The 26,628-nt window shown below is 66.9% G+C and carries 26 protein-coding genes; 11 read left to right on the forward strand and 15 right to left on the reverse strand.

Annotation, left to right across the window (positions count from 1 at the left end):
- Window positions 1-52 precede the first annotated feature (52 nt).
- From lexA to RZE77_RS15095, 9 genes are all read left to right on the forward strand, one after another.
- Window positions 53-736 carry a transcriptional repressor LexA gene (gene lexA, locus RZE77_RS15055; RefSeq protein ID WP_012747744.1) on the forward strand — a complete coding sequence of 228 codons (684 nt, stop codon included), beginning with the start codon at window positions 53-55 and terminating at the stop codon, window positions 734-736.
- A 128-nt stretch (window positions 737-864) separates the two neighbouring features.
- Entirely contained in the window at window positions 865-1,233 is a 369-nt protein-coding gene (locus RZE77_RS15060) for a hypothetical protein (protein WP_319438166.1), read from the forward strand.
- Between the two features lie 92 nt (window positions 1,234-1,325).
- Window positions 1,326-2,333: a D-2-hydroxyacid dehydrogenase family protein gene (locus tag RZE77_RS15065; RefSeq protein WP_012747742.1), complete on the forward strand. Its 1,008-nt coding sequence runs from the start codon at window positions 1,326-1,328 to the stop codon at window positions 2,331-2,333.
- A gap of 4 nt (window positions 2,334-2,337) precedes the next feature.
- Window positions 2,338-3,498 carry an MFS transporter gene (locus RZE77_RS15070; RefSeq protein WP_319438167.1) on the forward strand — a complete coding sequence of 387 codons (1,161 nt, stop codon included), beginning with the start codon at window positions 2,338-2,340 and terminating at the stop codon, window positions 3,496-3,498.
- A 135-nt stretch (window positions 3,499-3,633) separates the two neighbouring features.
- The gene (locus RZE77_RS15075; RefSeq protein WP_319438168.1) at window positions 3,634-5,154 is read left to right on the forward strand and encodes a 3-hydroxyacyl-CoA dehydrogenase; all 1,521 of its coding nucleotides are present in this window, start codon (window positions 3,634-3,636) and stop codon (window positions 5,152-5,154) included.
- 35 nt (window positions 5,155-5,189) lie between these two features.
- Window positions 5,190-5,969, forward strand: a complete 780-nt coding sequence (locus RZE77_RS15080; RefSeq protein ID WP_319438169.1) for an oxepin-CoA hydrolase, alternative type — start codon at window positions 5,190-5,192, stop codon at window positions 5,967-5,969.
- A gap of 59 nt (window positions 5,970-6,028) precedes the next feature.
- Window positions 6,029-6,748, forward strand: coding sequence for a Crp/Fnr family transcriptional regulator (locus tag RZE77_RS15085; RefSeq protein ID WP_012747738.1), 720 nt, complete (start codon window positions 6,029-6,031; stop codon window positions 6,746-6,748).
- A gap of 1 nt (window position 6,749) precedes the next feature.
- Window positions 6,750-7,856 (forward strand): phosphotransferase, encoded by a 1,107-nt coding sequence (locus RZE77_RS15090; protein WP_319438170.1) that lies wholly within the window; start codon window positions 6,750-6,752, stop codon window positions 7,854-7,856.
- A gap of 30 nt (window positions 7,857-7,886) precedes the next feature.
- A complete protein-coding gene (locus tag RZE77_RS15095) occupies window positions 7,887-9,158 on the forward strand; it encodes an acyl-CoA dehydrogenase family protein (protein ID WP_145746600.1) in 1,272 nt (423 codons plus the stop codon).
- Window positions 9,159-9,239: 81 nt separating this feature from the next.
- On the opposite strand, the gene RZE77_RS15100 is transcribed toward RZE77_RS15095, so the two are convergent.
- From RZE77_RS15100 to RZE77_RS15120, 5 genes are all read right to left on the reverse strand, one after another.
- Window positions 9,240-9,719 (reverse strand): GNAT family N-acetyltransferase, encoded by a 480-nt coding sequence (locus RZE77_RS15100; RefSeq protein ID WP_319442363.1) that lies wholly within the window; start codon window positions 9,717-9,719, stop codon window positions 9,240-9,242.
- Between the two features lie 2 nt (window positions 9,720-9,721).
- A complete protein-coding gene (glmM, locus tag RZE77_RS15105) occupies window positions 9,722-11,059 on the reverse strand; it encodes a phosphoglucosamine mutase (RefSeq protein ID WP_319426218.1) in 1,338 nt (445 codons plus the stop codon).
- Between the two features lie 25 nt (window positions 11,060-11,084).
- Entirely contained in the window at window positions 11,085-11,945 is an 861-nt protein-coding gene (gene folP, locus RZE77_RS15110) for a dihydropteroate synthase (RefSeq protein ID WP_319438171.1), read from the reverse strand.
- A gap of 63 nt (window positions 11,946-12,008) precedes the next feature.
- The gene (gene ftsH / locus RZE77_RS15115) at window positions 12,009-13,925 is read right to left on the reverse strand and encodes an ATP-dependent zinc metalloprotease FtsH (RefSeq protein WP_012747732.1); all 1,917 of its coding nucleotides are present in this window, start codon (window positions 13,923-13,925) and stop codon (window positions 12,009-12,011) included.
- Window positions 13,926-14,103: 178 nt separating this feature from the next.
- Window positions 14,104-14,772, reverse strand: coding sequence for an RlmE family RNA methyltransferase (locus tag RZE77_RS15120; protein ID WP_319438172.1), 669 nt, complete (start codon window positions 14,770-14,772; stop codon window positions 14,104-14,106).
- A 90-nt stretch (window positions 14,773-14,862) separates the two neighbouring features.
- Between RZE77_RS15120 and RZE77_RS15125 the strand changes: the two genes are divergently transcribed.
- Both RZE77_RS15125 and RZE77_RS15130 read left to right on the forward strand, forming a co-directional pair.
- Window positions 14,863-15,342, forward strand: a complete 480-nt coding sequence (locus RZE77_RS15125; RefSeq protein ID WP_012747730.1) for a YhbY family RNA-binding protein — start codon at window positions 14,863-14,865, stop codon at window positions 15,340-15,342.
- Between the two features lie 2 nt (window positions 15,343-15,344).
- On the forward strand, window positions 15,345-16,103 hold the full coding sequence (locus RZE77_RS15130) for a glycosyltransferase (RefSeq protein WP_405545894.1): 759 nt from the start codon (window positions 15,345-15,347) through the stop codon (window positions 16,101-16,103).
- 48 nt (window positions 16,104-16,151) lie between these two features.
- Here the strand turns inward: RZE77_RS15130 and RZE77_RS15135 are convergent, their stop codons facing one another.
- The 10 genes from RZE77_RS15135 to lpxA form a co-directional block, all read right to left on the reverse strand.
- On the reverse strand, window positions 16,152-16,574 hold the full coding sequence (locus RZE77_RS15135; RefSeq protein ID WP_319438173.1) for a DUF4149 domain-containing protein: 423 nt from the start codon (window positions 16,572-16,574) through the stop codon (window positions 16,152-16,154).
- An 8-nt stretch (window positions 16,575-16,582) separates the two neighbouring features.
- The gene (gene greA / locus RZE77_RS15140; RefSeq protein ID WP_012747727.1) at window positions 16,583-17,059 is read right to left on the reverse strand and encodes a transcription elongation factor GreA; all 477 of its coding nucleotides are present in this window, start codon (window positions 17,057-17,059) and stop codon (window positions 16,583-16,585) included.
- A 64-nt stretch (window positions 17,060-17,123) separates the two neighbouring features.
- Window positions 17,124-17,993 carry a Kdo hydroxylase KdoO gene (locus tag RZE77_RS15145; RefSeq protein WP_319438174.1) on the reverse strand — a complete coding sequence of 290 codons (870 nt, stop codon included), beginning with the start codon at window positions 17,991-17,993 and terminating at the stop codon, window positions 17,124-17,126.
- Between the two features lie 8 nt (window positions 17,994-18,001).
- Complete coding sequence (gene carB / locus RZE77_RS15150; protein WP_319438175.1) at window positions 18,002-21,250, reverse strand: carbamoyl-phosphate synthase large subunit; 3,249 nt, start codon at window positions 21,248-21,250, stop codon at window positions 18,002-18,004.
- A gap of 1 nt (window position 21,251) precedes the next feature.
- Entirely contained in the window at window positions 21,252-21,809 is a 558-nt protein-coding gene (locus RZE77_RS15155; protein WP_319438176.1) for an ORF6N domain-containing protein, read from the reverse strand.
- Window positions 21,802-22,971: a glutamine-hydrolyzing carbamoyl-phosphate synthase small subunit gene (gene carA, locus RZE77_RS15160; RefSeq protein WP_012747723.1), complete on the reverse strand. Its 1,170-nt coding sequence runs from the start codon at window positions 22,969-22,971 to the stop codon at window positions 21,802-21,804. Before carA ends, RZE77_RS15155 begins: the two co-directional genes overlap by 8 nt.
- Window positions 22,972-23,169: 198 nt before the next feature.
- Window positions 23,170-23,964 (reverse strand): TrmH family RNA methyltransferase, encoded by a 795-nt coding sequence (locus tag RZE77_RS15165; RefSeq protein WP_319438177.1) that lies wholly within the window; start codon window positions 23,962-23,964, stop codon window positions 23,170-23,172.
- A gap of 8 nt (window positions 23,965-23,972) precedes the next feature.
- On the reverse strand, window positions 23,973-24,695 hold the full coding sequence (gene rnhB, locus RZE77_RS15170) for a ribonuclease HII (protein ID WP_319438178.1): 723 nt from the start codon (window positions 24,693-24,695) through the stop codon (window positions 23,973-23,975).
- On the reverse strand, window positions 24,667-25,815 hold the full coding sequence (gene lpxB, locus RZE77_RS15175; RefSeq protein ID WP_319438179.1) for a lipid-A-disaccharide synthase: 1,149 nt from the start codon (window positions 25,813-25,815) through the stop codon (window positions 24,667-24,669). Before lpxB ends, rnhB begins: the two co-directional genes overlap by 29 nt.
- An 18-nt stretch (window positions 25,816-25,833) precedes the next feature.
- On the reverse strand, window positions 25,834-26,622 hold the full coding sequence (gene lpxA / locus RZE77_RS15180) for an acyl-ACP--UDP-N-acetylglucosamine O-acyltransferase (RefSeq protein WP_319438180.1): 789 nt from the start codon (window positions 26,620-26,622) through the stop codon (window positions 25,834-25,836).
- Between the last annotated feature and the right edge of the window lie 6 nt (window positions 26,623-26,628).

Here is a 26,628-nt window from a genome sequence, read left to right on the forward strand (position 1 = left end):
TGGTTAAAAATACAGGTACTGGATATTCAGCCAGTGCCGCAAGGAACCACATATGCAGTTCGCCGTGAAGCTTACCGCCCGCCAGCAGCAGATCCTGGACTTGATCCAGAGCGCCATCGCCCGTACCGGCGCGCCGCCCACGCGGGCCGAAATCGCCAATGAGCTCGGGTTCAAGTCGGCCAATGCCGCCGAGGAGCACCTGCAGGCCCTGGCCCGCAAGGGCGTGATCGAACTTGTCAGCGGCACTTCGCGCGGCATCCGGCTCAAGGGCGACGCGCTGCGTTCGCTCAACGAGTCGCGCCACCGTGAAGGCGGCCAGTTCTCCCTCTCGCTGCCCGGCATGTCGCAACTCGCGCTGCCCCTCATCGGCCGCGTGGCGGCGGGCTCGCCCATCCTCGCGCAGGAACATGTCGACCAGACCTACTACGTCGAGAACACGCTGTTCCAGCGCCAGCCCGACTACCTGCTCAAGGTGCGCGGCATGTCGATGCGCGACGCCGGCATCATGGACGGCGACCTGCTCGCGGTCCAGGCCACCAAGGAGGCGCGCAACGGCCAGATCGTGGTGGCCCGGCTGGGCGACGAAGTCACGGTCAAGCGCCTCAAGCGCAACAAGCAGGTCATCGAGCTGCACGCCGAAAACCCCGACTACCCAACCATCGTGGTCCAGCCCGGCGAGCCCTTCGAGATCGAAGGGCTGGCGGTGGGCCTGATCCGCAACACCATGCTGATGTAGGCCGCGCAGCCTGCACCCCATCCGGCCGCAACAGGTGGCGGGCGTATGGCGCTTTGTCGCCATCACCCTGTTGCGTCCATTCAAAGAAATCCTGCCTGTGTTCAACCTCAGACTTTTTTGGAGTTCACATGGGAATCGCCCTCCTCGCCATCGCTGATTTGTGGATGCCGCTGCAATCGCTTGCAAGCCGGCTGCTGCCGGCACGCCGTCCGGCTCGCCGAGACACCGGCAGCACCTCCGCCGGGTTGCGCTACGTCGCGGTCCGGCCGGCCTGCACGGCCCGCGCCCAGGCGGCAGCTACCAGCACAGCGCCGGCACCGGTGCGGCCGCTGCGCGTCATTCGCGTGGTCGACGGCCACCAAGGCGACAAACGCAGCACCAACCGAATGGTGATTTCGGGCCGCATGGCCGATGTCTGCGCCGAGCTCGACCGCCTGGCGGCACTCGAGGCGATGGAAACGATCAGCACCGCGCCCCGCTCCACCCAGCTGCACTGAACCCGTGCAACCCCCGGTGACCGTTACCCGGGGTGGGTATCCAAACGTTCACACGCGCGTCATGCCAATGCTGCGAGGCACAATGGCACGCCATGAACATTGTGATCCTCGACGATTACCAGGACGCCGTGCGCAAGCTGCGCTGCGCCGCCAAGCTGGACGCGTACGCAGCCAAGGTCTACACCAACACGGTCAAGGGCATCGGGCAGCTCTCGGTTCGGCTGAAGGATGCCGACGTGATCGTGCTGATCCGCGAGCGCACCCACATTTCTCGCCAGCTGATCGAAAAGCTTCCCAAGCTCAAGCTCATTTCGCAGACCGGGCGCGTCGGCGGCCACATCGACGTCACTGCGTGCACGGAGCGCGGCGTGGCGGTGGCCGAGGGCACCGGCTCGCCCCAGGCGCCTGCCGAGCTGACCTGGGCGCTGATCATGGCGGCCATGCGCCGCCTGCCGCAGTACATCAGCAACCTGAAGCACGGGGCCTGGCAGCAATCGGGGCTCAAGTCGGCCTCCATGCCGCCGAATTTCGGGCTGGGCTCGGTGCTCAAGGGCAAGACGCTCTGCATCTGGGGCTACGGCCGCATCGGCCAGCTGGTGGCGCGCTACGGGCAGGCCTTCGGCATGCAGGTGGTGATCTGGGGGCGCGAGGCAAGCTGCGCCAAGGCCCGCTCCGACGGCTTCCAGGTGGCGCAGAACCGCCACGAGTTCTTCGCCGCGGCCGACGTGCTGTCGGTGCATCTGCGGCTCAACGAGGAAACCACCGGCCTGGTCAAGCTCGAGGATCTTTCGCGCATGAAGCCGACGGCGCTCTTCGTCAACACCTCCCGCGCCGAACTGGTCGAGGCCGATGCGCTGCTCGCTGCGCTCAACCGCGGCCGGCCCGGACTGGCGGCGGTCGACGTGTTCGAGAGCGAGCCGCCGCTGCAGGGCCATGCGCTGCTGCGGCTGGAGAACTGCATCTGCACGCCGCACATCGGCTATGTCGAGCAGGACAGCTACGAAAGCTATTTCGGCCAGGCTTTCGACAATGTCGTGAGCTTCATCAAGGGCAATCCCACCAACATCGTGAATCCCGGCGCGCTGCAGGTTCGCCGGTGAATCCATGAGCCGCCGGCCCGCGCCCCGCGGCGCACTGTGGGCCTTGCTGGCCGGCAATTTCGTGATCGGCACGGGCGTGATGGTGGTGCCGGGCACGCTCAATGAAATCAGCACTTCGCTTTCTGTCTCCGTCGCGACAGCGGGCCAGCTGATCACGGTCGCCGCGATCGTGATGTGCCTGGGCGCGCCGCTGCTGGCGGCAGCGGTCGCAGGCTGGGACCGCCGCCAGCTGCTCGCCCTTACGTTGCTCTGGTACGCGGCCGGGCACGCCATTGCGGCGCTGATGCCGAGCTTCGGCGCCTTGCTGCCGGTGCGCATGCTCACGGTGGTCGCGCCCGCCATCTTCACGCCCCAGGCCGCGGCCTGCGCCGGCATGTTGGTGCCGCCTGAGCATCGCGGCCGCGCCGTGACCTTCGTCTTTCTGGGCTGGTCGCTGGCCTCGGTGCTCGGACTGCCCATCGGTGCGCTGGTGGGCGGCCATCTCGGCTGGCGCATGGCGTTCGGTGCAATCGCACTGCTGAGCATCGCCAGCGCGGTATCGATCTGGCTGACCCTGCCGCAGGGGATTCGTCCCGCGGCGCTGACGGCGGCTGCCTGGTCGCGCGTGCTGCGCAGCCCGGTGCTGATGGGCATCGTCTCGGTCACTGCGCTGCAGGGGGCCGGCCAGTTCGTGCTGTTCAGCTACTTCGGGCCGATCCTGAAGCGGGACTTCGGCGCGGATCCCACCACGCTGAGCCTGATGTGGGCGCTGTTCGGCGTGTTCGGCCTCGCGGGCAACATGCTCGTGAGCCGGTTCATCGACCGTGTGGGCGCGGGCCGGATGGTGCTCCTGACGAGTTCGCTGATCGCGCTGAGCCTGTTCCTGTGGCCATGGGCCGGCACGCTGCCGTGGCTGGCGGCGGTGCTCGTGCCCTGGGGCCTGGGCTGCTTTGCGACCAATTCGGCGCAGCAGGCACGGCTGGTCGGCCTGGCCCCCGCGCTCGCGCCGGGCTCGGTGGCGCTGAACAGTTCCGGCATCTATGTCGGCCAGGCGGTGGGTGCCGGGCTGGGTGGATGGCTGCTTGCCAACGACGCGGTGGCGTGGATGAACTGGGCCGGTTTCGCCCTGCTGCTCGCGGCCATCGGCCTGAGCGTGGCCATCGACCGCAGCCGCCGGCCGGCCTGACCGCGCGGCGGCCTCGCGTAAAACCCGGCATGGCCCTGCAGCCGATGGCTGCAAAATCGAAGGCTGCGCAAACTCCGGGCCCGGTGCCTGCAGGCGGACCCGGACACCCACCAACCAGCGAAGATCTTTTTTCCAATGACAGTCAACTACACCCGGATCGGCGTCGTCGGCGCCGGCGCCATGGGCCGAGGCATCGCACAGATCGCGGCCCAGGCGGGCAGCGAAGTGCTGCTGCTCGACAGTTTTGCAGGTGCCGCCGAACGCGGACGCGAAGCCCTCGCGGCCCAATGGAACAAGCTGCACGAGAAGGGCAAGATCGACGCCGCGGCGCGCGATGCGCAGATCGCCCGCGTGAAGGCGGTCGACTCGGTCGGGGCATTGGCTCAATGCGACCTGGTGATCGAGGCAGTGGTCGAAGACCTCGAAGTCAAGCGCAAGCTGTTCCGCGAGCTCGAAACGGTCGTCGCGCCCACGGCCACGTTGGCCACCAACACCTCGTCGCTGTCGGTCACGGCCATTGCGGCCGGGCTCGCGAATCCGGAGCGCGTGGCGGGCTTTCACTTCTTCAACCCGGTGCCGCTGATGAAGGTGGTCGAAGTGGTGGCCGGCTTCAAGACTTCGGCCGAGGTCTGCAAGCAGCTCGCAGGCTATGCGGTGCAGATGGGTCACAGCGCCGTGCAGGCGCAGGACACGCCGGGCTTCATCGTCAACCACGCGGGCCGCGGCTATGGCACGGAAGCACTGCGCATCGTCGGCGAAGGCGTGGCCGATTTCGCCACCATCGACCGCATCCTGAAGGACCAGGCCGGTTTTCGCCTGGGCCCCTTCGAGCTGATGGACCTGACCGCGCTCGACGTGTCGCATCCGGTGATGGAATCGATCTACCACCAGTACTACGAGGAGCCGCGCTTCCGGCCCAGCGTGATCACCGCCCAGCGGCTTGCGGCCGGCGTGCTCGGGCGCAAGACCAATGAAGGCTTCTACCGCTACAACGACGGCGTGATGCAGCAGCCCGCCGAGCCGGCGGTGCCGGTGGTGGCGGCGATGCCCTCGGTCTGGGTTTCGCCGCGCGCCGCGCGCCGGGCCGAGTTGCTGCGGCTGGTGAACGCGCTGGGCGCGCAGATCGACAGCGGCGCCACGGCGGCGCCCACGTCGCTGATCCTGGTGGCCCCGCTGGGCTTCGACGTGACCACGGTGGCCGCGGTCGAGCGGCTGGACGCCACGCGCACCATGGGCATCGACATGCTGATCGACGATGCCGCCACCAAGCGCCGCGTGCTCGCCACCAACCCCGCCACGCGGCGCGACATCCGCGATGCGGCGCATGCGCTCTTCGCGCGCGATGCAAAGGCCGTGAGCGTGATCCGCGACAGCGGCGGCTTCGTGACGCAGCGCGTGATCGGCACCATCGTGAACATTGCCGCCGACATGTGCCAGCAGCGCGTCTGCTCGCCGGCCGACCTCGAAACCGCGGTGCAGCTGGGCCTGGGCTATCCGCGCGGCCCGCTCGCCATGGGCAACCTGTACGGGCCGACCAACATGCTCGAAGTGCTGTTCAACCTGCAGACCGTCTACGGCGATCCGCGCTATCGCCCGAGCCCGTGGCTGCGCCGCCGCGGCGCGATCGGCCTGAGCCTGCTGCACGAAGAAGAATAAGCAGACCAACACCAAAAAACGAAAGCATCACAGCGATGACCGCCGAACTGAAGAGCACCAGCGAGGGACGCACCATGGTGCTGACGATCGCCAACCCGACCCAGCGCAATGCCCTGGGCCCCGAGATCTACGCCGCCGGCATCGAGGCGCTCAACGGCGCCGAGAGCAGCGACGAAATCCGCAGCGTCGTCATCGTGGGCGAAGGCGCATGGTTCTGCGCCGGCGGCTCGCTGCAGCGGCTGTCCGACAACCGCCAGCGCGACCCGTCGGTGCAGGCCGAAAGCATCGAGGGCCTGCACAACTGGATCGACTCGATCCGCGCCTTTCCCAAGCCCATCATCGCTGCGGTCGAAGGCGCGGCCGCAGGTGCCGGCTTCTCGCTGGCACTGGCCTGCGATTTCGTGGTGGCCGCGCGCGACGCGGTCTTTGCGGCGTCGTACAGCAACGTGGCGCTCTCGCCCGACGGCGGCCTGAGCTGGCAGCTCGCGCGTGCATTGCCGCGCCAACTGGCCAGCGAGTGGCTGATGTGCGGCGAGCGCATCGGCGCGCCGCGGCTGCATGCGCTCGGACTGGTCAATGAACTGAGCGAGCACGGCCAGGCGCTTGCAAGCGCCCTGGCGCTGGCGGCCCGGCTCAATGAGCGTGCGCCCAACTCGCTGGCCAGCATCAAGGAACTGCTCAGCGAAGCGCCCGGCGCCACGTTTGCATCGCAGCTCTCGCAGGAGCGCGACCACTTCGTGCGCAACCTGCACCACCCGAATGCGGGCATCGGCATTGCCGCGTTCATCGAGAAGAAACCACCGCACTACGAGTAGCGGCACGCCGTCGCTCCTGCGACACCCTCCAGTTTTTCAGTCGCCGACAGGACAGACCAATGGACGACCCCATTCTTACCATCGAAGAACGTGAAGCGATCAACAGTGGTCGCTGGTTTTCTTCTCTTTCTCCATCGCTACGGCACGACATTCTCCGATGCGCCTTTGTCAAACGCTTCAAGGACGGCGACCTGATCGCTGCCCGCGGCGATCCTCCCGACCACTGGATCGCCTGCGCCAAGGGCGCGGTGCGCGTCAGCTCGACGGCCGTCTCGGGCAAGCAGGTGACGCTGACCTACGTGGAGCCGGGCATCTGGTTCGGCGACGTGGCAATGTTCGACGGGGACCGGCGCACGCACGATGCCTATGCGCACGGGGACACCACCATCCTGTGCGTGGCGCGGGCCGACTTCCAGAAGATCCTGGCTGCGCACGTGGAGCTGTACGAAGCGCTGATGCGGCTGCAGGCGCGCCGCATCCGAACGCTGTTCGGGCTGGTGGAAGACCTCAACACCCTGCCCCTGCGTGCACGACTGGCCAAGCAACTCATCCACCTGGTGCGCAGCTACGGCGTGCCCAACCTGGAAGACGGCAGCCAGATGCGCATCGGCCTGCAGCTGGCGCAGGAAGAACTCGCCCAGCTGCTCGGCGCCTCGCGCCAGCGCGTCAACCAGGAACTCAAGACCATGGAACGCGAGGGCACCATCCGCATCGAGCCGGGCGGCCTGGTCGTATTGGACCGCGCAGCATTGATGCGCGTCTCGGAAGCAGATCATTGACATGAGCCAGGACTTCTCCAACTTCATCGGCACCCGTGCGGTCTCGCAGCAGCATGCCTTCGACGTCGAAGCGCTTGCCGCGTGGCTGGCGAAGAACCTCGACGGCTTCAAGGGCCCGCTGACGGTCGAGATGTTCAAGGGCGGGCAATCGAACCCGACCTACAAGCTCGTCACGCCCACGCAGAGCTACGTGATGCGCGCCAAGCCCGGCCCCGTTGCCAAGCTGCTGCCCTCGGCCCATGCCGTGGAGCGCGAATTCAAGGTCATGAGCGGCCTGGCCGGCACTGACGTGCCCGTGCCGCGCATGCACTGCCTGTGCGAAGACGAGGCCGTGATCGGCCGTGCTTTCTATGTGATGGAGTTCATGCAGGGCCGCGTGCTGTGGGACCAGGCCCTGCCCGGCATGGACAACGCCGGGCGCGCGGCCATCTACGACGAGATGAACCGCGTCATCGCGGCGCTGCACACCGTGAAGTTCGCCGAGCGCGGCCTCGCGGACTACGGCAAGCCCGGCAACTACTTCGAGCGCCAGATCGGCCGCTGGAGCAAGCAGTACAAGGCCTCGGCCGATGGCGCCGGCGAACTGTCGCAGCCGATCGAGGCCATGGAGCGCCTGATCGACTGGCTTCCCGCCCATATGCCGGCGAGCGCGCGCGACGAGGCCAAGGTTTCGATCGTCCATGGCGACTACCGCCTGGACAACGTGATGTTCCATGCCACGGAGCCGCGGATCATCGCGGTGCTCGACTGGGAGCTCTCCACGCTGGGCCATCCGCTGGCGGACTTCAGTTACCACTGCATGTCCTGGCACATGCCCCCCACCACGGGCCGCGGCATCGGCGGCGTGGATGTCGCGGCGCTGGGCATTCCCACCGAGAGCGAATACATCCGCCGGTACTGCGAGCGCACGGGCATCACCACGCCCGAGGCGCTGGCGCCCGATTGGAATTTCTACCAGGCCTACAACCTGTTTCGCATGGCCGCGATCCTGCAAGGCATTGCCAAGCGGGTCGAGGCAGGCACCGCATCGAGCGAGCAGGCCGTGGCCTCGGCCCGCGGCGCGCGCCCCATGGCCGAAATGGCCTGGCAGTTTGCCCAAAAGGCATAACCGCCCCCACACCCCACCAGGAGACAGACGATGGACTTCGAATACTCGGCAAAAACCAAGGAACTCCAGAAGCGCGTGAGCGCATTCATGGATGCGCACATCTATCCGGCCGAAGCCGAGTATTCCGCCGAGCTGGCCGCCAACACGGCCGCAGGCAAGCGCTGGACCGCGCTCAAGACCGTCGAGAAGCTCAAGGAAAAGGCCAAGGCCCAGGGCCTGTGGAACCTGTTCCTGCCGGTCGACAGCGCGGCCGCCTCGGGCTACGAAGGCGCGGGCCTCACCAACCAGGAATACGCGCCGCTGGCCGAGATCATGGGCCGCGTGCCATGGGCCTCGGAAGCCTTCAACTGCTCGGCGCCGGACACCGGCAACATGGAGACCATTGCCCGCTACGGCTCCGAAGCCATCAAGGCGCGCTGGCTCAAGCCGCTGCTCGAAGGCCAGATCCGCTCGGCCTTCGCCATGACCGAGCCCGACGTCGCCTCCAGCGATGCCACCAACATCTCGACCCGCATCGAACGCCAGGGCGACGAGTACGTGATCAACGGCCGCAAGTGGTGGATCTCGGGCGCAGCCGATCCGCGCTGCGCCGTCTTCATCACCATGGGCAAGAGCGACCCCGATGCGCCCAGGCACTCGCAGCAGAGCATGATCATCGTGCCGGCCGACGCCAAGGGCATCCGCATCGTGCGGCCGCTCAATGTGATGGGCTACGACGACGCGCCGCACGGCCACGTCGAGATGTACTTCGAGAACGTGCGCGTGCCGGCCGACAACATGCTGCTCGGCGAAGGCCGCGGCTTCGAGATCGCCCAGGGCCGCCTCGGCCCCGGACGCATCCACCACTGCATGCGCCTGATCGGCCTGGCCGAGCGCGCCCTCGAGCTGATGTGCAAGCGCGCCTCCTCGCGCGTGGCCTTCGGCAAGACCGTCGCCTCGCAGACCGTCACGCAGGAGCGCATCGCCGAAGCGCGCTGCAAGATCGACATGGCGCGCCTGCTCACGCTCAAGGCCGCATGGCTGATGGACGTGGCCGGCAACAAGGTCGCGAAGAACGAAATCGCGATGATCAAGGTGGTGGCGCCGAGCATGGCCTGCCAGGTGATCGACTGGGCCATGCAGGCGCATGGCGGCGGCGGCATGTGCGACGACTTCCCGCTGGCCTATGCCTATGCCGGTGCCCGCACGCTGCGCTTTGCGGACGGCCCGGACGAGGTGCACCGCAATGCGATCGCCAAGTGGGAACTCGGCAAGTACGCGCCGAACAAGGGCGATGCCGACATGCCCGTCACGCGCTTCTGATCTGTCTTCCTCCCTCTCCCCTCGGGGAGAGGGTTGGGGTGAGGGCCGACGGCACCAAGCGCGCCCCGGCCCTTTTCTCTTTCAGAGCTTCTTCTGCAGAAACACGGCGTGCCCGAACGCCGGATCGAGCTGATAGCCGGCGAACCCCTCGCGCTCGTAGCTGCGCAGCGCCGGTGCATTGCCCGACAGCACTTCGAGCGTGAGCTTGCAGGCGCCACGCGCGCGGGCCTCCTGCTCCACCCGCGCAAGCATGCGCTGCGTGATGCGCCGGCCGCGATGGCTGGGCAGCACGACCACGTCGTGCACATTGACCAGCGGCTTGCAGGCAAAGGTCGAGAAGCCTTCGATGCAGTTGACCAGGCCCACAGGCGTTGGCCCGTCGTACGCGAGCACGCTGAAGGCTTGCGGCCGCGCGGCCAGCGCCGCGGGCAGCCCGGCCAGCACGCCCGCTTCGAGCGGCGTACCGCCGCCCGCGGGATCGCGTGCGTAGGCGTCGAGCAGGTCGACCAGCGCGGCTGCGTGCGCGGCGTTGCGATAGTCTGCCAGGATGACCTCGACCATCGTCACCGCGCGGGTTCCAGGGTGGCGGCAAGCCGCTGCGCGCAAGACTGCGCCTGCTTCGCATCGCGCGCCTCGACCATCACGCGCACCAGCGGTTCGGTGCCGCTCGCGCGGATCAGCACGCGGCCGCTGTCGCCGAGCTCGGCTTCGATGCGCTGCGTCTCGCCGGCGAGCGCATCGTTGTTCTTCCAGTCCTGCCCCGGCGTCAGGCGGACATTGATCAGCACCTGCGGAAACAGCGTGATCTCCGCGAGCAGCTGCGCCACCGTCTTGCCGCTGCGCACGCAGGCCTGCAGCACCTGCAGCGCGCTCACGATGCCGTCCCCGGTGGTGTGGCGGTCGAGCGCCAGCAGGTGGCCCGAGCCCTCGCCGCCCAGGAGCCAGCCGCGCTTTTCGAGTTCCTCGAGCACATAGCGGTCGCCCACCTTGGCGCGCACCAGTTCGATGCCCTGCCCGCGCAGCGCCACCTCGATCGCCTTGTTGGTCATGAGCGTGCCGACCACGCCCGCGGGCTTGTCGCCACGCGCAATGCGCTCGGCCACCATGAGGTAGAGCAGCTCGTCGCCATTGAACAGCCGTCCGCTGGCATCGACCAGTTGCAGGCGGTCGGCGTCGCCGTCGAGCGCAATGCCGTAGTCGGCCTTCTGCGCCGTGACGGCCTCGACCAGGGCGGCCGGATGGGTCGCGCCGAAGCCCTTGTTGATATTGAGGCCGTCGGGTGCACAGCCGATGCTGTTGACCTCGGCGCCCAGTTCGTGGAACACATTCGGCGCCACCTGGTAGGCCGCGCCATGCGCTGCATCGACCACGAGCTTCATGCCCCGCAGCGTCAGGTCGTTGGCGAAGGTGCTCTTGCAGAACTCGATATAGCGGCCCGGTGCATCGTTGAGGCGGCGTGCCTTGCCGAGGTTGGCGGAGTCGACCCACACGGGGGCCTCTTCGAGCGCGGCCTCCACCGCAAGCTCCCATGCATCGTCGAGCTTGGTTCCCTGCGCGCTGAAGAACTTGATGCCGTTGTCCGGATAGGCGTTGTGGCTGGCGCTGATCACCACCCCCAGGCTCGCGCGCTGGGCGCGAGTCAGGTACGCCACGCCAGGTGTGGGCAGCGGCCCCAGCAGCACCACGTCGACCCCGGCGGAGTTGAAACCCGACTCCAGCGCGGACTCGAGCATGTAGCCCGAGATGCGCGTGTCCTTGCCGATCAGCACCGTGGGGCGCGCCTCGCTCTTCTTGAGCACGCGGCCCACGGCATGCGCGAGGCGCAGCACGAAATCGGGTGTGATGGGCGACTGGCCGACGGTGCCGCGGATGCCGTCGGTGCCAAAGTATTTGCGGGTCATGGATTCGTTCTTGTTGTCGGGTTTGTTATGGATGTGTCTCTTCAGCCTTCATGGCGCGCCACACGGCGATCGCCGCCACGGTGTCGCGCACGTCGTGCACCCGAACGATGGCCGCGCCGCGGTCCACCGCGAGCACCGCCGCCGTCACGCTGGGCACCAGGCGCTCGGCGGCCGCCGGAATGCCGCTGACCGTGCCGATCGACGACTTGCGGGACCACCCCAGCAGCAGCGGATAGCCGGCTTCGAGCAGTTCGCGCTGGCGCGCCAGCAGCGCAAAATTCTGCGCCACGGTCTTGCCGAAGCCGATGCCCGGGTCCAGCGTGATCCGCGACGGATCGACCTTCAGCGCCTGCAACCGGGCCACCTGCTCGGCCCAGAACGACAGCACCTGCGGCACCACGTCGCCCTGCATGGGCGACGCCTGCATGGTCTGCGGATCCCGATGCATGTGCATCAGGCAGACGCCGCACGAGGGATGCGCCGCCACCGCATCGCGCGCGCCGGGCCGGCGCAGCGCCCAGACGTCGTTGACGATGTCGGCGCCCAGTTCGAGCACCGCGCGCATGACTTCCGGCTTGTAGGTGTCAATGGACAGCGGCACGTTGAACTTGACGGCTTCCCGGACCACCGGCAGCACGCGCGCCAGTTCGGCATCGAGCGGCACGGCCGGGCTGCCGGGGCGGGTCGATTCGCCGCCGATGTCGAGGATGTCGGCGCCCTCCTTCAGCAGCTGCTCGCAATGCTGCAGCGCGGCCTCGGTGGAAGCGTGCGCGCCGCCGTCGGAGAAGGAATCGGGTGTGACGTTGACGATGCCCATCACGCGCGGCTGCGCGAGATCGATTGCAAAACGGCCGGCCTGCCAGACCGTCGCGCGGGCCATCGTCATGCGGCACCTTCATCATCGAAAACGGGGCCCATGGCCCCGTTGGTGTTGAACACCGGATTCACTTCAGGCAACTGTGGGTGCCGGATCCGGATTGACTGCCGGCGTGCCGCCGCTGCCGCCGCTGCCCGACGGCGGAATGCGCGGCGTCCAGTCCTTGGGCGGGCGCGGCGCGCGGCCGGCCATGATGTCGTCGAGCTGTTCCGTGTCGATGGTTTCCCACTCGAGCAGGGCCTTGGCCATGACGTGCATCTTGTCGCTGTTTTCCTCGATCAGGCGGCGCGCCAGGGCGTACTGCTCGTCGATGATGCGGCGAACTTCGGCGTCGACCTTTTCCATCGTCTGCTCGCTCATGTTGGTGGTCTTGGTGACCGAGCGGCCGAGGAACACTTCGCCTTCGTTCTCGGCGTAGACCATCGGGCCCAGCGCATCGGTCATACCGTAGCGCGTGACCATGTCGCGGGCGATGGAGGTCGCGCGCTCGAAGTCGTTGCTGGCGCCGGTGGTCATCTGGTGCATGAACACTTCTTCGGCGATGCGGCCGCCGAACAGCATGCTGATCTGGTTCAGCATGTACTCGCGGTCATAGCTGTAGCGGTCCTGCGCCGGCAGGCTCATGGTCACGCCCAGGGCGCGGCCGCGCGGGATGATGGTGACCTTGTGGACCGGGTCGCACTTGGGCAGCAGCTTGCCGATGAGCGCGTGGCCGGACTCGTGGTAGGCCGTGTTGCGGCGCTCTTCCTCGGGCATGACCATGCTCTTGCGCTCGGGGCCCATGAAGATCTTGTCCTTGGCCTTCTCGAAGTCCTGCATCTCGACCACGCGTGCATTGCGGCGTGCGGCCATCAGCGCGGCTTCGTTGCAGAGGTTGGCCAGGTCGGCGCCGGACATGCCGGGTGTGCCGCGCGCGATGACGCTCGGGTTCACGTCCTGGCCGAGCGGCACCTTGCGCATGTGAACGCCCAGGATCTGCTCGCGGCCGCGGATGTCGGGCAGCGTCACGTAAACTTGGCGGTCGAAGCGGCCCGGGCGCAGCAGCGCGGCGTCCAGGATGTCCGGGCGGTTGGTGGCAGCCACCACGATCACGCCCAGGTTGGTTTCGAAGCCGTCCATCTCGACCAGCATCTGGTTCAGGGTTTGCTCGCGCTCGTCGTTGCCGCCACCCAGGCCGGCGCCGCGCTGGCGGCCCACCGCATCGATTTCGTCGATGAAGATGATGCAGGGCGCGTTCTTCTTGGCGTTCTCGAACATGTCGCGCACGCGGGCCGCGCCCACGCCGACGAACATTTCGACGAAGTCCGAACCCGAGATCGAGAAGAACGGGACCTTGGCTTCGCCGGCAATCGACTTGGCCAGCAAGGTCTTGCCGGTACCCGGAGGGCCGACCAGCAGCAGGCCGCGCGGAATGCGGCCGCCGAGCTTCTGGAAGCGCTGCGGGTCCTTCAGGAAGTCGACCACCTCGCGGACTTCTTCCTTGGCCTCGTCGCAGCCCGCGACGTCGGCGAAAGTGACCGTGTTGTTGTTCTCGTCCATCATGCGGGCCTTGCTCTTGCCGAAGCTGAACGCCCCGCCCTTGCCGCCGCCCTGCATCTGCCGCATGAAGTAGATCCACACCCCGATCAGGAGCAGCATCGGCCCCCAGCTCACCAGCAACGTCATGAGGAGCGAGCCCTCTTCGCGCGGCTTGACGTCGAACTTGACGTTGTGGTCGATCAGGTCGCCCACCAGGCCACGGTCGAGCACGGTGGCGGTCGTGCGGATCTTGCGATCCTCGTTGGTGACGGCCACGATTTCTCCGCCGCCGGCGCCTTCAGGAATGACGGCACTCTTGATCTGGTTGTTTCGGACCTGATCCAGGAACTCCGAATAGCTCACCGTCCCTGAGCCGACGCCGCCGCGGGTGTCGAACTGCTTGAACACAGTGAACAACACCATGGCAATGACGAGCCATACGGCAACTTTGGAAAACCACTGATTGTTCAAACGAAGCTCCAGTCGAAAGCGCGTGACAAGATTGTGAAAAGAACGCGCTATGGATACGCAATTGCGCCCCATTTTAGGCTTTTCAAGCTGCGAAAAGCGGGCATTTCCCTAAAGCAGCCATAGCCGGACAAGGGTTTGCGCCCCATGGGCGCGCTTTCAGGGCCTTGGCGTCAAGGTATCAAAGCGTTTCCTGAGCCTTCAGACCCATGCCGACAAGGAAGGTTTCCGACGATTTGTCGCGCGAGGCCTTGGGTTTGAAGGGCTTCACGGTGCGGAAGTTCGCCTTGAACAGCTTTACCAGCTCGTCATAGCCGCTGCCATGGAAGAGCTTGGCCACCAAGGCCCCTTCGGGCTTCAGGTGGTGCTGGGCAAAGTCGATTGCAAGCTCGATCAGGTGCGCCACGCGGGCCGCATCGGCCGAATGGATGCCCGACAGGTTGGGCGCCATGTCGGAAACCACCAGGTCGGCCTTCCGGCCGGCCAGCACGCCCAGCACCTGTTCCAGCAGTTCCGTCTCGCGGAAATCTCCCTGCAGGAAGGTCACGCCCTCGATCGGCTCCATCGGCAGGATGTCCAGCGCGATGATGGTGCCGTTCAGCTCGCCGGCCGCCGCGCCGTCGGGCGACATGCGCCGCCGCAGGTACTGGCTCCAGGCCCCCGGCGTGGAACCCAGGTCGACCACCAACTGGCCCGGCCTGACCAGGCCGAGCGATTCGTCGATTTCCTTGAGTTTGTAGGCGGCGCGTGCGCGGTATCCCTCGCGCGTGGCCAGTTTCACGTACGGGTCGTTGATGTGGTCGTGCAGCCACGCCTTGTTGACTTTTTTGCTTTTTGCCTTGGTGCTCATGGGTGGCCTCCCGTGCTTCGCGCTGCGGTATTCGCCCTGGGACTGGCCCGGCGGCTCGAGAGGTTGCTTTCTACCCTCGATAATACGGGGATGCCCGCCATTCAACTTACCCCTGCCGAGCGCAAGGTGCACCGCGCCGAAGCTCACCACCTGGATCCGATCGTCATGGTCGGTGGAGACGGGCTCACCCCTGCCGTGAAGAAAGAGGCCGACGCGGCGCTCAAGGCCCATGGCCTGATCAAGATCCGCGTCTTCTCCGACGACCGCCTGGCCCGCGATGCCATGCTGCAAGAGCTCGCCGACGAACTCGGCGCCGCCCCCATCCAGCACATCGGCAAACTGCTGGTGCTGTGGCGCCCCAAGCCCGAGAAAGAGCGCGTGGTCGATGAAGACCGCATGCCCGGCCCGCGCGACATCAAGGTGCTGAAGTACAGCAAGCGCGGCGGCCAGCGGCCCGAAATCAAGACCCTGCGCGTGCTCGGCAACCAGCGGCTCACGCCCGGCGGCACCATCAAGCGTGCCAAGGCCAAGCGGCCGCTCTCCGCCAAGAAACGCAACCAGGCAGACTGAACTTGGCGCCAGCGCAAGGCGCCCAGCGCCACATTCTCTGCATGAAGTGGGGCACGAAATACGGCCCTGAATACGTCAACCGCCTCTACGCGATGGTGCGCCGCAATCTCAGCGGCGATTTCAAGTTCGTGTGCCTGACGGACGACGGCACCGGCATCCGCCCCGAGGTGACCTGCCTGCCGATCCCGCCGCTCAACCTGCAGCTGGCGCCCGGCCAGCGCGACGGCGCGTGGAAGAAGCTCACCACCTTCGAAAAAGACCTGCACGGCCTGCGCGGCACCGCCCTGTTCCTGGATGTGGACGTGGTCGTCGTCGGCAGCCTCGATGCCTTCTTCGAATACCCCGGCGAATTCCTGATCATCCACGACTACGCGCGCCCCTGGCGGCGCCAGCGGATCACGGGAAACTCGTCGGTCTACCGCTTCGAGCTCGGTGCCCATGCCGACGTCCTGGCGTATTTCCGCGCCAACATGGACAAGGTCCAGGCCGAGTACCGCAACGAGCAGACGTACCTGTCCGCCATGCTGCACAAGCAAGGCAAGCTGGGCTACTGGCCCGCGGCCTGGTGCCCGAGCTTCAAGTACCACGGCATCCCGATGTGGCCGACCAACTACTGGGAAGAGCCCTTCGTGCCGGAGGGCGCGCGCATCATGGTGTTCCACGGCGAATGCAATCCGCCCGACGCGCTGGCGGGCCGGCGCAACCGGGCTTTCCGCTATATCCGGCGGGCGAACTGGATCGCCAGGTTCTGGAAGGAATGAACGGGATGGCGGCAGGGACGGCGCAAGTCGTCCTGCTGCCGTCGGCGTTCAGGCCGCAGCAGGCGCCCGGCCGCCCATGCGCCACAGCAGCGCGCCGGCACAGAGCCACTGACCCACGTACATGCCGCTTCCCACGGCGTGCCACAGCTTGAGGTTGTCGCGCGCGAGGATGCGCGGCGCCACGGCATATTGCTGGAGCAAAGCCAGCAGGAGCGCACCGAGGATCAGGAAGATGGCGCCCATCGAGGCGCTGTCGATGCGCTGGTCCATCTTCGTGCGGAAGTGAACCAGAAGAAGCAGGCCGCAGCCAATCGCAATCCAGCTCTGCGCCTCGAACAGCTGGCCCGCAAAATTTCCGGCCACCGCGGGATTGCCGAGCCTCGCGAAGAGCATCGGCACGACCAGGAAACCGATCGTCGTGAGGCTGCCCCACCAGAAGGCAGCCAGCAGCAGCGCGAGGCGGTCTTTCATCCTGCCTGTCAGATGTAGCGAACGGCCACGATCTCGTAGCGCTTGAGGCCGCCGGGCGCCTGCACTTCGGCAGTGTCGCCCTCTTCCTTGCCGATGAGCGCGCGCGCAATCGGGCTGGAGATGTTGATCAGGCCCAGCTTCAGGTCGGCCTCGTCCTCGCCGACGATCTGGTACTTGACGGCCTCGCCCGATTCTTCTTCCTCGAGTTCCACCGTGGAGCCGAACACCACCTTGCCGCCGGCGTCGAGCTCGGCCGGGTCGATGATCTGCGCGGCCGAGAGCTTGCCCTCGACCTCCTGGATGCGGCCCTCGATGAAGCCCTGGCGGTCCTTGGCAACTTCGTATTCGGCGTTCTCGCTCAGGTCGCCCTGCGCACGGGCTTCGGAGATCGCATTGATGACCCAGGGGCGGTCCACGGTCTTGAGCTGATGCAGCTCGGCGCGCAGCTTCTCGGCACCGCGCTTGGTAATTGGAATGGTGGCCATGTTTGGTTCTCCATAAAGCGAAACCGCCGAACGCTGCCGTTCGGCGGTCGATTGGGGGACAGGATCAGACGAGTGTGCGTCCGGTCAGCCGGCTCAGGATGGCGAGCGGGCTCGAATCCGGATTGTATTGCTTCGACGCGGGCAGATGAAGGGTCTGCTCGAGCATGTACTGGCCCGCCATGACAGCATGCGAGGTCTGGTCGGAAAAGCACACCCACACCGAACCCGGCGGGAACTCGGCCCTCTCCTGCGGCGAGTTTTCCTGGTAGGCCATGTCGGCCTTCATGCCGTCGTGCAGCTGAAGCATCAGGTGGTCGTACTCGCTGCGAAACGACTTGGTCACATGCAGCGCCTGCAGCAGCCTGGCCTGCCAGCGCACATAGGGCTTGGCACGCGGCAGGAAGCGCTTGGCAATGTCCTCGAAAGGCTCGCCCACGCGCCACACGCGCGGTGCGCCCTCGGGGTTGACGTTGGTGAAGACGCGCAGGATGCGCTCGCCATAGTTGGGCCGCGACGGGAAGGCATCGACGTGCAGGCGCCGGTCGTCGGCGCGCCACGACTGCACGCGCGTCTCGACCTTTGCCGGCCGGTAGCTGGTCGGTGCCAGGCGCAGGGCCGGTGTGTAGTGCGGCAGCAGGCCGTGGATCAGCTGCTGCGCCTGCGCACGGAACCGCCCCACCATCGCGGCGGCGGCACGCTGCACCGCCTCGTCGCCGGCCACGCCCTTGAGCTTGCCGTTGGCATCGAGGCTGATGTTGCGCACGTCGGGCGACAGCAGGCTGGGCGTCAGCAGGCTGCGCTCTTCGGGCCGCAGCTCGAAACCCAGTCGCGGGAAGTACAGCACCTTGCCCGCTTCGAGCTGCGCGATCCACGCCTCGTTGGGCGTGGCCGCGCTCCAGTCCGCAAGGCCCAGTTCGACGAGCTGCGTTTCCATGGCCACGCTCAGGCGGCTGCCAGCTGCGCGTGCATCTCCTGCACCGAGATCACGCCGAGCTCGTCCATGAAGCCCATGCCCTCGACCGCGGCTTCGGCGCCGAAGATCGTGGTGAAGGTGGTCACGCGCGCCAGCAATGCCGAGGTGCGGATCTGGCGCGAGTCGTTGATCGCGTTGCGGCGCTCTTCCACCGTGTTGATGACCAGCGCGATCTCGTTGTTCTTGATCATGTCCACGATGTGCGGGCGGCCCTCGGTCACCTTGTTCACCGTCGCGCATTCGATGCCTGCGGCGCCGATGGCGGCGGCCGTGCCCTTGGTCGCGATGATCTCGAAGCCCAGCTTGACCAGGCCGCGCGCCACTTCCACGGCGCGCGCCTTGTCGTTGTTCTTCACCGAGATGAAGACCTTGCCCGACTTCGGCAGGTGCGTGCCGGCACCGAGCTGCGATTTCACGAAGGCTTCGCCGAAGGTCTTGCCCACGCCCATCACTTCGCCGGTCGACTTCATCTCGGGGCCGAGGATGGTGTCCACGCCCGGGAACTTGACGAACGGGAACACGGCCTCCTTCACGCTGAAGTACGGCGGCGTGACTTCCTTGGTCACGCCCTGCGACGCGAGCGACTGGCCGGCCATGCAGCGCGCTGCCACCTTGGCGAGCTGGATGCCGGTGGCCTTGCTCACGTAGGGCACGGTGCGCGAAGCCCGCGGGTTCACTTCGAGCACGTAGATGACGTCCTTGCCGTCCTTCTGCTGGATGGCGAACTGCACGTTCATCAGGCCGACCACGTTGAGCGCGGCGGCCATGGCGGCGCTCTGGCGCTTCAGTTCGGCAATGGTCTCGGCGCTCAGGCTGTAGGGCGGCAGCGAGCAGGCGGAGTCGCCCGAATGCACGCCGGCCTGCTCGATGTGCTCCATCACGCCGCCGATCAGCGTCTGGCCCTCGGCGTCGCGCAGGCAGTCGACGTCGCATTCGACGGCGTCGTTCAGGAAGCGGTCGAGCAGCACCGGCGAGTCGTTGCTGACCTTCACGGCCTCGCGCATGTAGCGCTCGAGGTCGCGCTGCTCGTGCACGATTTCCATCGCGCGGCCGCCGAGCACATAGCTCGGGCGCACCACCAGCGGATAGCCCAGCGCCGCGGCCTTTTCGAGCGCCTCGGGTTCGGTGCGCGCGGTGGCATTCGGCGGCTGCAGCAGCTTGAGCTCGTGCAGCAGCTTCTGGAAGCGCTCGCGGTCTTCAGCGGCGTCGATCATGTCGGGCGAGGTGCCGATGATCGGCACGCCATTGGCTTCGAGGTCGAGCGCGAGCTTGAGCGGCGTCTGGCCGCCGTACTGCACGATCACGCCGAGCGGCTTTTCCTTGTCGACGATCTCGAGCACGTCCTCGAGCGTGAGCGGCTCGAAGTACAGGCGGTCGGAGGTGTCGTAGTCGGTCGACACGGTCTCGGGATTGCAGTTGACCATGATGGTCTCGTAGCCGTCCTCGCGCATCGCAAGAGCGGCATGCACGCAGCAGTAGTCGAACTCGATGCCCTGGCCGATGCGGTTGGGGCCGCCGCCGAGCACCATGATCTTCTTCTTGTCGGTGGGGTCGGCTTCGCACTCGTCCTCGTAGGTCGAGTACATGTAGGCCGTGTTGGTCGCGAACTCGGCCGCGCAGGTGTCCACGCGCTTGTAGACCGGGCGAACGCCCAGCGCGCGGCGCTTTTCGCGCACGGCCGTGTCGGTGGTCTTGAGCTGTTTGGCGAGGCGGCGGTCGGAGAAGCCCTTTTTCTTGAGCGCGAGCAGCGTGTCCTTGTCGATGTCGTCCAGCGACTTGGTTTCCAGCTCGAGCTCGATCTTCACGATCTCCTCGATCTGCACCAGGAACCACGGGTCGATCTTGGTCAGTGCGAACACTTCATCGACGCTCAGGCCCATGGCGAAGGCATCGCCCACGTACCAGATGCGCTCGGGGCCGGGCTCGCCCAGTTCCTTCTCGAGCACTTCGCGGTCCTGCGTCTTCTCGTTGAGGCCGTCCACGCCCACTTCGAGGCCGCGCAGCGCCTTCTGGAACGATTCCTGGAAGGTGCGGCCCATGGCCATGACCTCGCCCACCGACTTCATCTGCGTGGTGAGGCGCGAATCGGCCTGCGGGAATTTCTCGAACGCGAAACGCGGGATCTTGGTGACCACGTAGTCGATCGACGGCTCGAACGATGCGGGCGTGGCACCACCCGTGATTTCGTTGCGCAGCTCGTCGAGCGTGTAGCCCACGGCCAGCTTGGCCGCGACCTTGGCGATCGGGAAGCCCGTGGCCTTGGAGGCCAGCGCCGACGAACGCGAGACGCGCGGGTTCATCTCGATCACGACCATGCGGCCGTCCTTCGGGTTGATCGAGAACTGCACGTTCGAGCCGCCGGTATCGACGCCGATCTCGCGCAGCACGGCCAGCGAGGCGTTGCGCAGGATCTGGTATTCCTTGTCGGAGAGCGTCTGCGCTGGGGCCACGGTGATCGAGTCGCCGGTGTGCACGCCCATCGGATCGAGGTTTTCGATCGAGCAGACGATGATGCAGTTGTCGGCCTTGTCGCGCACGACTTCCATCTCGTACTCCTTCCAGCCGAGCAGCGACTCTTCGATCAGCAGCTCGTTGGTCGGCGAGGCTTCGATGCCGCGCTTGCAGATGGTCTCGAACTCTTCCGGGTTGTAGGCGATGCCGCCGCCGGTGCCGCCGAGCGTGAAGCTGGGGCGGATCACCGTCGGGAAGCCGACCGACTTCTGCACGGCCCAGGCTTCGTCCATCGAGTGGGCGATGCCCGAACGCGCCGAGCCCAGGCCGATCTTGGTCATCGCGTCCTTGAACTTCAGGCGGTCCTCGGCCTTGTCGATGGCTTCGGGCGTGGCGCCGATCAGCTCGACCGGCTTGTTGGTGGCCGCGCCGGTGTACTTGTCGAGCACGCCGTTGCGCCAGAGGTCGAGCGCGCAGTTGAGCGCGGTCTGGCCGCCCATGGTCGGCAGGATCGCGTCGGGGCGTTCCTTGGCGATGATCTTCTCGACCGTCTGCCAGGTGATCGGCTCGATGTAGGTCACGTCGGCCGTGGCCGGGTCGGTCATGATCGTCGCGGGGTTGCTGTTGATCAGGATGACCTTGTAGCCCTCCTCGCGCAGTGCCTTGCAAGCCTGCACGCCGGAGTAGTCGAACTCGCAGGCCTGGCCGATGATGATCGGGCCGGCGCCGATGATGAGAATGGATTGGAGGTCTGAGCGCTTGGGCATCTTATTTGTCCTTGGTGAAACCGATGCCGCGGCCGCTGTAGGCGCCCGGCTTCGGCTCATCCATCAATTGATGGATCGCGTTGAATACATCGCGAAAGTTCTGGTCGTATCGCTGTTCCAGCGCATTCAGCTTGCGCTTGAGATCGGCGTGCTCCGACAGCATGCTGCGCAGCTTGACGAAGGTCCGCATGATCTCGATGTTGACGGCCACGGCGCGTTCGCTGCGCAGCACGCTCGACAACATGGCCACGCCCTGCTCGGTGAAGGCCACGCTGCGGTAGCGCGCGCCGCCGGAGCCGGGCTTCTCGGGTTTTGAGATCACAAGCTGTGATCTCAAAACCTCGAGGTCGTGGTTCTCGAGGGTGAAGGCGAAGTCCGCCGGAAAACGATCGAGGTTGCGGCGCATGGCCTGCAGCAGCACCCGGGTCTCGACGCCGTAGAGCGCGGCAAGGTCCTGCGCCAGCATGACCTTGAGGCCGCGCAGCACATAGATCTTGCCCTCGGCATCGCGCAAGGCGGCGATGACCGAGACGTCGAGCACCGCGGGCGCATCAGCCACGTGCCTGCTCCATGAGCGCGGTGAAGCGGTCGAACAGGTAGCCGATGTCGTGCGGGCCGGGCGAGGCTTCCGGGTGGCCCTGGAAGCAGAACGCCGGCTTGTCGGTGCGCGCAAGGCCCTGCAGCGTGTTGTCGAACAGGCTGATGTGGGTCGCGCGCAGGTTGGCGGGCAGCGACTTCTCGTCGACCGCGAAGCCGTGGTTCTGGCTGGTGATGCTCACGCGGCCGTCGTCCAGGTCCTTCACCGGATGGTTCGCACCATGGTGGCCGAACTTCATCTTGAAGGTCTTCGCACCCGAGGCCAGCGCCATGATCTGGTGACCCAGGCAGATGCCGAAGGTGGGAATGCCGGTCTCGATCAGTTCCTTGACCGCGCTGATGGCGTAGTCGCAGGGCTCCGGATCGCCCGGGCCATTGGCCAGGAAGATGCCGTCGGGCTTGAGCTTGAGCACGTCGGCCGCGGGCGTCTGCGCCGGCACCACGGTGATGCGGGCGCCGCGCTGCGCGATCATGCGCAGGATGTTCTTCTTAACGCCGTAGTCGAAGGCCACCACGTGGAACTTCGGCGTGATCTGCACGCCGTAGCCCGCGCCCAGCTTCCACTCGGTCTCGGTCCATTCGTAGGTCTGCGTGACCGACACCACCTTGGCCAGGTCGAGCCCGGCCATGCTCGGCGCGGCCTTGGCGGCGGCGATGGCCTTGTCGACCAGCGCCTGCGTCACGGCCTCGCCCGCGGCCAGGCCCAGGATGCAGCCGTTCTGCGCGCCGTGGGTGCGCAGGTGGCGCGTGAGCTTGCGGGTGTCGATGTTCGCGATGGCCACCGTCTTGCCGGCCACGAGGTATTCGCTCAGCGTGGCGGTCTTGCGGAAGTTGGAGGCGACGAGGGGCAGGTCCTTGATGATCAGGCCCGCGGCATGGATCTTGTCGGCTTCGATGTCTTCCCCGTTGACGCCGTAGTTGCCGATGTGCGGATACGTGAGCGTCACGATCTGCTGGCAGTAACTCGGGTCGGTGAGGATTTCCTGGTAACCGGTCATGGCGGTGTTGAACACCACCTCGCCGGTCGTGGAGCCGGCGGCTCCGATCGAATTGCCTTGAAAGACCGTGCCGTCTGCGAGCGCCAGGATGGCGGGCGGGAAACTTCCCTTGAGAGACAAAAGCACTGGGTTCTCCGGATGGTTACGGTCGCCCGGAGCCCCAGGCGCGTTGCCTGCGGACTGCTGCTTAAGGGGATTTTGGCGTTAAAGGCGGCCGGGCGACGCTATTGCGAGTAAGCCCCCGATTGTAGCCCGGCGGCATCGCCCTCTCGAGCCGGAGGGCCGGAAAACATTCGCAGCCCATGCCTATGCGGCATTCGAAGATCAGCAAGCCGCCTGGGCCAGCGCCGCCGCGCCGCTCGCATGCAGGCAGATCGCCGCCGCGGCCGCCACGTTCAGCGATTCCTCGCCGCCCGGCTGCGCAATCCGGATGTGATGGCTGGCGCGGGCTTCCAGCGCCGCTGAAACGCCCTGCCCTTCATGCCCCAGCAGCCATGCGCAAGGATGCGGCAGCCTCGCCTGGTGCAGCCAGTCGCCCCGGTGGGAACTGGTGGCCACCAGCGGCACCTTCAGTTCGTCGAGCGCATCGGCCTCCACGCCTTCGATCAGCCGCAGCCCGAAATGCGCGCCCATGCCGGCGCGCAGCACCTTCGGCGCCCACAGTGCCGCCGTGCCCTTGAGCGCGATCACCTGCTTGAACCCGAAAGCCGCCGCGCTGCGCAGGATGGAGCCGGCGTTGCCGGCGTCCTGCAGGCGGTCGAGCACCACGCTGGGCGCATCGGGAAGCAAAGTCGGCCGCGCCGGCAGATCGAGCACGAAGCCCATCGGCGCAGGCGACTCCAGGCCGCTGACGGCCCGCAGCAGATCGTCGTCTACCACTACCGTTTTGATAGCAGAACTCACCCATTCAGCGGGTGCCGACGGCCAGAAGGACTCCGAAAAGACGGCGACCGCGGGCCGGATGCCGCGCGCAAGCGCCGCCCGGCAGAGATGGTCGCCCTCGAGCCAGACGCGGCCGAGCCGGCGGTAGGCACCCGGGTCCTGGGCCAGCTTGCGCAGGTCCTTGAGCAGCGGGTTGTCGCGCGAACTGATGTGGTTCGCGCCGGTGGGACTGGTCATGCTTTGGCTCAGGGCGCGGTGCGCAGGTCGAGGTGCACGGTCTCGACCGCTGGAATGTCGGCCGGGACCTGCGTCGTGGCATCGAGCATGAGCGCCGCCGCACCGTCCGCAGTGCGCGCCAGTGCCGCGGCCACCGGGCTGAACGACCTGCGGTGATGAATGCACGCGCCGTGGCGCTGCAGCGCCTCCAGGTGCTCCGGCGTTCCGTAGCCCTTGTGGCCGGCAAAGCCGTAGTGCGGAAACTCCAGGTGCAGCTGCTCGCACAGCCGGTCGCGATGGACCTTGGCCAGGATCGAGGCGGCGGAAATGGCCTTGACCCGCGCATCACCCTTGACGATGGCCTCGGCCAGCACGTCCAGCGTGGGCAGGCGGTTGCCGTCGACCAGCACCTTGGCGGGCTTCAGGCGCAGGCCCTCGACCGCGCGGCGCATGGCGAGCATGGTGGCCTGCAGGATGTTGTGGGTGTCGATTTCCTCGACCGTGGCCTGCGCCACCGAGCAGCACAGCGCCTTGGCAAGGATCTGGTCGTGCAGGCGTTCGCGCTGCAGGGCCGTGAGCGTCTTGGAATCGGCCAGGCCACGGATCGGGCGCTGGTCGTCGAGGATGACGGCCGCCGCCACGACCGGGCCGGCCAGCGGCCCGCGGCCCGCCTCGTCGACGCCCGCAACGAGGCCCGGCGCATCCCACACGAGGGCCGCCTGCTCAGCCTTCAAGAACTTTCTGGATCGCATCGGCGCAAAGTGTGGGCGTATCGCGCTGCAGTTGCACGTGCAGCTCTGAAAATTTTTGTTGCAGCGCCCGCGTTTTCTCGGGCGCGTCGAGCCAGGCGAGCGTGGCGTCGGCCAGCGCCTGCGGCGTGGCGGCCTCCTGCAGCAGCTCGGGCACCACGAATTCGCGCGACAGGATGTTGGGCAGGCCGACCCACGGCTGGAGCTGCTTGCGCTGCATCAGGCGCCATGAAAGCGCATTCATGTTGTACGCGATGACCATCGGCCGCTTGAACAGCGCCGCCTCGAGCGTGGCGGTGCCGCTGGCGATCAGGGTGGCGTCGCAGGCGGCCAGCGCGGCATGCGACTGGCCGTCGAGCAGTTGCACGCGCCCCGCCGCTCCGCTGGCCTGCAGCAGCGCCTCGACCTCGACGCGCAGCCCCGGCAGGATGGGCGCGACGAACTGGAGCGCGGGCCGCGCCTTGAGCATCTGCGCCGCGGCGTCGAAGAACCGCGCAGCGAGGTAGCGCACTTCCGAGCGGCGGCTGCCCGGCAGCAGGGCCACGACCTGCGCATCCGGCGCGAGGCCGAGGGCCGCGCGGGCCCCGGCGCGGTCGGGCGCCATCGGAATCACATTGGCCAGCGGATGGCCGACGTAGCTGCCCTGCACGCCATGTTCGGCCAGCAGCGCCGGCTCGAATGGAAAGATGCACAGCACGTGATCGGCCGCGGCCCGGATCTTTTCGATGCGGTCGGCACGCCAGGCCCAGATCGACGGGCAGACGAAGTGCACGGTCTTCATGCCGCGGCTGCGCAGTCCCGCTTCGAGATCGAGGTTGAAATCGGGGGCGTCGACGCCGATGAAGAGTTCGGGCCACTCGCGCAGCAGCCGCGCCTTGAGCTGGCGCCGGATGCCCGCGATCTCGGCATAGTGCCGCAGCACTTCGATGTAGCCGCGCACCGCGAGCTTTTCCTGCGGCCACCAGCTCTGCAGCCCGTGCGCGAGCATGCGGGGTCCGCCGATGCCCATGGTCTGGAGCGACGGCCAACGCGCCTGCAGGCCGTCGAGCAGAAGGCCCGCGAGCAGGTCGCCGGAAGCTTCTCCCGCGACCAGCGCGAAGCGTCGCTGTTCGTCCTTGCCCATGCCGCTGCCTGTGCTACTTCAACGCGCGATGCCGCGTGTCGATTGAGCCAGGAACTGGTCCATCAACGCCACGTCTGCGGCCGCTTCCGGCGTTTCGGCAGCCAGCGCGGCGATGCCGGCGCGCGCTTCTTCGAGCGTCTTGCCCTGCCGGTATAGCAGGCGGTGCATCTGCTTGACCGCGGCCAGGCGCGGCGCCGAAAAATCGCGGCGCCGCAGGCCCACCACATTGAAGCCGCGCACCGCCAACGGATTGCCATCGACCAGCATGAAGGGGGGCACGTCCTGCGACACGGCGCTGGCAAAGCCGACCATGGCATGGGCGCCGACCGAGACGAACTGGTGGATGCCGGTCAGGCCGCCGATCGTGACCCAGTCGGCCAGATGCACGTGGCCGGCCAGCGTGGTGTTGTTGGCCAGCGTGGTGTGGTCATCGACACGGCAGTCGTGCGCGATGTGCGTGTACGCCATGATCCAGTTGTCGTTGCCCACCCGCGTGACGCCGCCCGCGCCCGGCACGCCGAGGTTGAAGGTGCAGAACTCGCGGATGACGTTGCGGTCGCCGATGACGAGCTCTGTAGGCTCGCCCGCGTATTTCTTGTCCTGCGGAATGGCGCCGAGCGAGGAGAACTGAAAGATCCGGTTGTCGCGGCCGATGGTGGTGCGCCCTTCGATCACGCAATGCGCACCGATGGTCGTGCCGGCGCCCACCCGCACGTGCGGACCGATCACGGTGTAGGGCCCGACCGAAACGGAGGCGTCCAGCTGTGCCTTCGGGTCGACGAGCGCTGTGGAATGAACCTGCGTCATGCCTTG

Source organism: Variovorax sp. SPNA7, from assembly GCF_033807855.1.
Lineage (GTDB): Bacteria > Pseudomonadota > Gammaproteobacteria > Burkholderiales > Burkholderiaceae_C > Variovorax > Variovorax beijingensis.

What these genes read in the sequence shown, in the direction of transcription:
- lexA (WP_012747744.1), top strand. Translation starts at nt 53, where the DNA reads ATGCAGTTCGCCGTGAAGCTTACCGCCCGCCAGCAGCAGATCCTGGAC.
- RZE77_RS15060 (WP_319438166.1), top strand. Translation starts at nt 865, where the DNA reads ATGGGAATCGCCCTCCTCGCCATCGCTGATTTGTGGATGCCGCTGCAA.
- RZE77_RS15065 (WP_012747742.1), top strand. Translation starts at nt 1,326, where the DNA reads ATGAACATTGTGATCCTCGACGATTACCAGGACGCCGTGCGCAAGCTG.
- RZE77_RS15070 (WP_319438167.1), top strand. Translation starts at nt 2,338, where the DNA reads ATGAGCCGCCGGCCCGCGCCCCGCGGCGCACTGTGGGCCTTGCTGGCC.
- RZE77_RS15075 (WP_319438168.1), top strand. Translation starts at nt 3,634, where the DNA reads ATGACAGTCAACTACACCCGGATCGGCGTCGTCGGCGCCGGCGCCATG.
- RZE77_RS15080 (WP_319438169.1), top strand. Translation starts at nt 5,190, where the DNA reads ATGACCGCCGAACTGAAGAGCACCAGCGAGGGACGCACCATGGTGCTG.
- RZE77_RS15085 (WP_012747738.1), top strand. Translation starts at nt 6,029, where the DNA reads ATGGACGACCCCATTCTTACCATCGAAGAACGTGAAGCGATCAACAGT.
- RZE77_RS15090 (WP_319438170.1), top strand. Translation starts at nt 6,750, where the DNA reads ATGAGCCAGGACTTCTCCAACTTCATCGGCACCCGTGCGGTCTCGCAG.
- RZE77_RS15095 (WP_145746600.1), top strand. Translation starts at nt 7,887, where the DNA reads ATGGACTTCGAATACTCGGCAAAAACCAAGGAACTCCAGAAGCGCGTG.
- RZE77_RS15100 (WP_319442363.1), bottom strand. Translation starts at nt 9,719, where the DNA reads ATGGTCGAGGTCATCCTGGCAGACTATCGCAACGCCGCGCACGCAGCC.
- glmM (WP_319426218.1), bottom strand. Translation starts at nt 11,059, where the DNA reads ATGACCCGCAAATACTTTGGCACCGACGGCATCCGCGGCACCGTCGGC.
- folP (WP_319438171.1), bottom strand. Translation starts at nt 11,945, where the DNA reads ATGACGATGGCCCGCGCGACGGTCTGGCAGGCCGGCCGTTTTGCAATC.
- RZE77_RS15120 (WP_319438172.1), bottom strand. Translation starts at nt 14,772, where the DNA reads ATGAGCACCAAGGCAAAAAGCAAAAAAGTCAACAAGGCGTGGCTGCAC.
- RZE77_RS15125 (WP_012747730.1), top strand. Translation starts at nt 14,863, where the DNA reads ATGCCCGCCATTCAACTTACCCCTGCCGAGCGCAAGGTGCACCGCGCC.
- RZE77_RS15135 (WP_319438173.1), bottom strand. Translation starts at nt 16,574, where the DNA reads ATGAAAGACCGCCTCGCGCTGCTGCTGGCTGCCTTCTGGTGGGGCAGC.
- greA (WP_012747727.1), bottom strand. Translation starts at nt 17,059, where the DNA reads ATGGCCACCATTCCAATTACCAAGCGCGGTGCCGAGAAGCTGCGCGCC.
- RZE77_RS15145 (WP_319438174.1), bottom strand. Translation starts at nt 17,993, where the DNA reads ATGGAAACGCAGCTCGTCGAACTGGGCCTTGCGGACTGGAGCGCGGCC.
- carB (WP_319438175.1), bottom strand. Translation starts at nt 21,250, where the DNA reads ATGCCCAAGCGCTCAGACCTCCAATCCATTCTCATCATCGGCGCCGGC.
- RZE77_RS15165 (WP_319438177.1), bottom strand. Translation starts at nt 23,964, where the DNA reads ATGACCAGTCCCACCGGCGCGAACCACATCAGTTCGCGCGACAACCCG.
- rnhB (WP_319438178.1), bottom strand. Translation starts at nt 24,695, where the DNA reads ATGCGATCCAGAAAGTTCTTGAAGGCTGAGCAGGCGGCCCTCGTGTGG.
- lpxB (WP_319438179.1), bottom strand. Translation starts at nt 25,815, where the DNA reads ATGGGCAAGGACGAACAGCGACGCTTCGCGCTGGTCGCGGGAGAAGCT.
- lpxA (WP_319438180.1), bottom strand. Translation starts at nt 26,622, where the DNA reads ATGACGCAGGTTCATTCCACAGCGCTCGTCGACCCGAAGGCACAGCTG.